At 68.3% G+C, this 4,384-nt stretch carries 5 protein-coding genes; 4 read left to right on the top strand and 1 reads right to left on the bottom strand.

What is annotated here, in order from left to right:
• Positions 1-15: 15 nt before the first annotated feature.
• The 4 genes from VJS38_RS10280 (at position 16) to VJS38_RS10265 (ending at position 2,090) form a co-directional block, all read left to right on the top strand.
• A complete protein-coding gene (locus VJS38_RS10280) occupies positions 16-675 on the top strand; it encodes a 3-oxoacid CoA-transferase subunit B (protein ID WP_324088055.1) in 660 nt (219 codons plus the stop codon).
• Between the two features lie 64 nt (positions 676-739).
• Positions 740-1,516 carry an enoyl-CoA hydratase-related protein gene (locus VJS38_RS10275; protein WP_324088054.1) on the top strand — a complete coding sequence of 259 codons (777 nt, stop codon included), beginning with the start codon at positions 740-742 and terminating at the stop codon, positions 1,514-1,516.
• 77 nt (positions 1,517-1,593) lie between these two features.
• Entirely contained in the window at positions 1,594-1,827 is a 234-nt protein-coding gene (locus VJS38_RS10270) for a hypothetical protein (RefSeq protein ID WP_324088053.1), read from the top strand.
• Between the two features lie 74 nt (positions 1,828-1,901).
• Positions 1,902-2,090: a DUF3008 family protein gene (locus VJS38_RS10265; RefSeq protein ID WP_324088052.1), complete on the top strand. Its 189-nt coding sequence runs from the start codon at positions 1,902-1,904 to the stop codon at positions 2,088-2,090.
• 18 nt (positions 2,091-2,108) lie between these two features.
• On the opposite strand, the gene VJS38_RS10260 is transcribed toward VJS38_RS10265, so the two are convergent.
• Positions 2,109-3,899: a long-chain-acyl-CoA synthetase gene (locus tag VJS38_RS10260; protein ID WP_324088051.1), complete on the bottom strand. Its 1,791-nt coding sequence runs from the start codon at positions 3,897-3,899 to the stop codon at positions 2,109-2,111.
• Between the last annotated feature and the right edge of the window lie 485 nt (positions 3,900-4,384).

The following is a 4,384-nucleotide window of genomic DNA, read 5'->3' as shown; positions in this document are numbered from 1 at the left end:
CGGGGAGAAGGCCTGATGTCGCAGGATCAAAAGGGCTGGAGCCGCGAGCAGATGGCCGCCCGCGCGGCGAGCGAGCTGCGCGACGGCTTCTACGTCAACCTCGGCATCGGCATCCCGACCCTGGTGGCCAACTACATCCCGGAAGGCATGACGGTGACGCTGCAGAGCGAGAACGGCATGCTGGGCATGGGCCCGTTCCCCTACGAGGGGGAAGCCGATCCGGATCTGATCAACGCCGGCAAGCAGACCATCACCGAGCTGGCCAGCTCGTCCTACTTCAGCTCGGCCGACAGCTTCGCGATGATCCGCGGCGGGCACATCGACCTCTCGATCCTGGGGGCGATGCAGGTGGCGGCGAACGGCGACCTGGCCAACTGGATGGTGCCCGGCAAGATGGTCAAGGGCATGGGCGGGGCGATGGACCTGGTGGCCGGCGTCAAGCGCGTCGTGGTGGTCATGGAGCACGTCGAGAAGTCCGGCGCGCCGAAGCTTCTGAACGCCTGCTCGCTGCCGCTGACCGGCCAGGGCGTGGTCGACATCGTCGTCACCGACCTCGGCGTCTTCCAGCTGGACCGCGGCAAGCGCCCGCTGGCCCTGGTCGAACTGGCGCCCGGCGTCACCGTGGCGGAGGTCCAGGCCAAGACCGAGGCGAAGTTCGAGGTGGCGCTCGGGTAGGCCGCAGCTGCCGGCGGAAGGCGCGCTTGCCGCGCCAGCTCCTGCAGGGCAGCATGCCTGGGCCATGGACTTCATCACGGTAGACCGCCGCGGACAGGTGACGACGATCACCCTGAACCGTCCGCAGGCGATGAACAGCATTACGCCCGACATGCACCACGCGCTGCAGGCGGCGTTCGACGACTTCGCCGCCGACGACGGCCAGCGGGTCTGCGTCGTCACCGGCGCCGGCGAGAAGGCCTTCTGCGCCGGCAGCGACCTCAAGGCCATGGCGGCCGGCGAGAGCCGCCCCTATCCGAGGAACGGCTACGCCGGCCTCATCGAGCGGTTCGACCTGACCAAGCCGGTGATCGCCGCGGTCAACGGCCTGGCGCTGGGCGGCGGCTTCGAATTGGTGCTGGCCTGCGACATCGTCGTGGCCGCAGAGACCGCCAGCTTCGGCCTGCCCGAGCCGCTGGTCGGCACGGTGGCGCTGGGCGGCGGCCTGCACCGGCTGCAGCGGCAGATCGGGCTGAAGCTGGCCATGGGCCTGGCGCTCAGCTCTCGGCGGATCAGCGCCGCGGACGCCTGGCGCATGGGCTTGGTCAACGAGCTGGTCGCGCCGGGCGAACTGACAGCCGCGACCGACCGCTGGTGCGAGGACATCCTGAAGGGCGCGCCCCTGGCGGTCGCCGCCTCCAAGGAAACCATCATGCGCAGCCTCGACGAACCGGACCTGGCGAGCGCGCTGAGGAACCAGGCCAGCTACCCGGCCTTCGCCGCCCAGGCCGCCAGCGAGGACAAGATCGAAGGCGCCCAGGCCTTCGCGGAGAAGCGCGCGCCCGAATGGAAGGGGCGCTAATCGGCGACACAAAAGCGTCGCTCCGGATCGGTATTTCCCAACTCAAGGTTCTCGGAGGCTTTGAGTCGATGGACTTTATGAGGTCTGGACGGGCCCTGGCCTTGGTCTGCGCCGCCGTCGCCTTCGCCGTCAGCTGGGTCGGCGCGATCTCCTCCTTCGGCATGGTCGGCCTCTGCGCCGGCTGGCTGCCCGCGGCGATCCTGGCGCTGGGCGTCGGCAGCGTCGCCTGGCTGGCGTGGACCGTCGTCGCCCTGACCGTGCTGCTCGGCTGGCATTGCCGCGCCCGCGAACCCAGCGAAGCGTTCAGCTGATCTGACCCGCGCCAGGCGGCGCCAGAACCTCTTCGCGCCTGCCTCGTTGGTGTCTCCCCACGAGGAGCGTTCCCATGCCCGCCAAGTCCAAGTCACAGCAGAAGGCCGCCGGCGCGGCGCTTTCGATCAAACGCGGCGAGACGCCGAAGTCCGAAGCCCGCGAGCCCTCCAAGCACATGGCCGAATCCATGAGCGAGGCCGAGCTCGAGCGGATGGCTTCGACCAAGCGCAAGGGCAAGCCCGAGCACGTCCAGCGCCGCTGACAGCGTCGGCCGTCGGCCTCAGACCTTCACCAGGCCGGTCGCGATCTTGTCGTAGACGGCCTTGGTCACCTTCACATAGCCGCGCTTGGGGTCGTGGAAATAGAGCGGCCCCCTGACCTTGGCCGGGTCGTAGCCGTCGGCGACGAGGTCCATCTTGCGCATCTTGAAGGTGCCGGTGGTGTCCATCGCCGGCAGGATGCGCACGAACAGCGGCTGGGCGTAGATCGGCAATTCCGTGGCGACATGCTCGCCGAAGGCCCTGATGTCGAAGTCCTGGTCGACCACCAGCGCGGCCATGCCGGCCCGTCCCTCGGCGCCTTCGACGGCGACCCCGAACACATTGGCCTGCAGCACCCCCGGCGCGGCCTGCAGCCGCTCGGCCACCTCGTTGGTGGAGACATTCTCGCCCTTCCAGCGGAAGGTGTCGCCGATCCGGTCGACGAAATAGAGGTAGCCGTCGGCGTCGATGCGCATCAGGTCGCCGGTGGCGAACCAGGCGTCGCCCTTCTCGAAGACGTCGTGCAGGACCTTCTTGTCCGAAGCGGCCTTGTCGACGTAGCCGGTGTACTGAGCGCGCGCATCGCCGCCGATCTTGCCGATGCACTCGCCGACCTGGCCCGCGCCCGCCTCGATGCAGAAGCCGTTCGTCCCACGGATCGGCTTCTCGCCCTCCACGTCGAACTGGATCACCCGAACGTTGAAGCGGCCGCGCAGCCACTTGGGCGCGCGGCCCACCGCTCCTTCTCGGCCGTCGAAGTTGAACAGGCTGACGTTGCCCTCGGTCGAGCCGTAGAACTCCAGGATCTCGGGGATCTTGAAGCGCTGCTTCATCACCGGCCAGATGTCGGGCCGAAGCCCGTTGCCGAAGGCCAGCCTGAGCTTGTGACGGGTCTCCAGATCGCTCGCCGGCTGGTTGACGAGGTAGCGGCACAACTCGCCGATGTAGACGAACATGGTGCACCCCTCGGCCGCCACGTCCTGCCAAAAATGGCTGGCCGAGAAGCGCCGCTTCAGCACCACCGAGCCGCCGTTCAGCAAGGCAGCGCCCAGGGCGCAGAGCCCGCCCGTGGCATGGTATAGCGGCAGCGAGACGTAGATGCGGTCGCTCTCGCGCGCGTCGGTCGAGCCTGCGAAGCCGCGCATGTAGAGCTGGCCCCGGACGTGGGTTATGCGCGCGGCTTTCGGCATGCCGGTGGTGCCGGAGGTGAAGATCAGCAGCAGCGTGTCGCGCGCCTTCAGATCCTTGCGCATGTTCCGGTCCGGCGGCAGCTGGCTGCAGCTCTTCAGCGCCTGGGCGAGGTCGCGCTGGTGCTCGCCCGGCGCCGGCCCGAGCACCCACTGTGGCGGCGCCTTCTCCAGCAGCGGCCGGGCGGCCTCGAAGACCGGGGCGGTCTCGGCGTCCATCACCAGGTGGCTGGCGCCGGAGATGTTCAGGCAGTGCGCCAGCGGCAGGCCGGAAAGCTGGTTGTTGATCAGCGCGGTGACCACGCCGATCTTCGACAGGCCGTACCAGATGGCGAAGTACTCGATCCGGTTCGGCATGAAGAGCGCGACGGTCTGGCCGCGCCTGAGATTGAGGCTCTTGCCCCAGTGGGCGTAGCGGTTGGCCAGCGCATCGAGCTCGCCATAGGTGAGCGTGCGCCCCTCGAAGGTGATCGCCGGCCGGTCGCGCCATTTGGCCACCGCCGCTTCCAGGTCGTCGCAGAGCAGGTTGGCGGAATCGGCCTCGATTCCCTTCACGCGCGCCAGCGTCCGAAGCAGGCCGCGCAGAAAACGCCACTCGCGCTTGAGCCTTGCGTTGAGGCGCATCCTTTCCTCCGACCCTTGAGAGGGGAGCTTGGCGGCGCGTTGCGCGCCCGGTCAAGCGTCACCCGGACGCCTTCTTGGTCGCACGTGCGCGGGACGGCTGCGCGGCCGAAGCCGGCGGCGGCGCACGTCCAGATGATGTCAAGCTCATGGTGAGAACGATGAGCAACATCTCCCCTGCCCAGCGGCGCCATCGATCGACGTCTGAAGCATAGAACTTTGCTATTCGCAAAGATCTCGGCCGATCCTCTGGAAGCCCTGACTTCGGAACTTGCGTCGCCACAGGCCGTTGACCCCTCCGACACTTTTGCGGAGACTTTTGAAAATGCCTGTGGACTTCACCGCACGAGAAGGAGCGTCCCAGACCGAGAGTTCGATGTTTGCACCGACCCCGCTCTGGGATCGCGACGCCAGGAAGCGCCGTCGCGGCGCCCCGGCGGCCGACCGCCGGCCGCCGGGCGATCCGGCGATGGACGCGGGCGAGGCCG

Origin of the sequence: Phenylobacterium sp., from assembly GCF_035276905.1 — a bacterium.
Classification (GTDB): domain Bacteria; phylum Pseudomonadota; class Alphaproteobacteria; order Caulobacterales; family Caulobacteraceae; genus Phenylobacterium.
This window is presented reverse-complemented; position numbering and strand designations above follow the sequence as displayed.

Excerpts from the sequence above, each read along its gene's own strand:
- VJS38_RS10280 (WP_324088055.1), top strand. The coding sequence starts at position 16 with ATGTCGCAGGATCAAAAGGGCTGGAGCCGCGAGCAGATGGCCGCCCGC.
- VJS38_RS10260 (WP_324088051.1), bottom strand. The coding sequence starts at position 3,899 with ATGCGCCTCAACGCAAGGCTCAAGCGCGAGTGGCGTTTTCTGCGCGGC.
- VJS38_RS10275 (WP_324088054.1), top strand. The coding sequence starts at position 740 with ATGGACTTCATCACGGTAGACCGCCGCGGACAGGTGACGACGATCACC.
- VJS38_RS10270 (WP_324088053.1), top strand. The coding sequence starts at position 1,594 with ATGAGGTCTGGACGGGCCCTGGCCTTGGTCTGCGCCGCCGTCGCCTTC.
- VJS38_RS10265 (WP_324088052.1), top strand. The coding sequence starts at position 1,902 with ATGCCCGCCAAGTCCAAGTCACAGCAGAAGGCCGCCGGCGCGGCGCTT.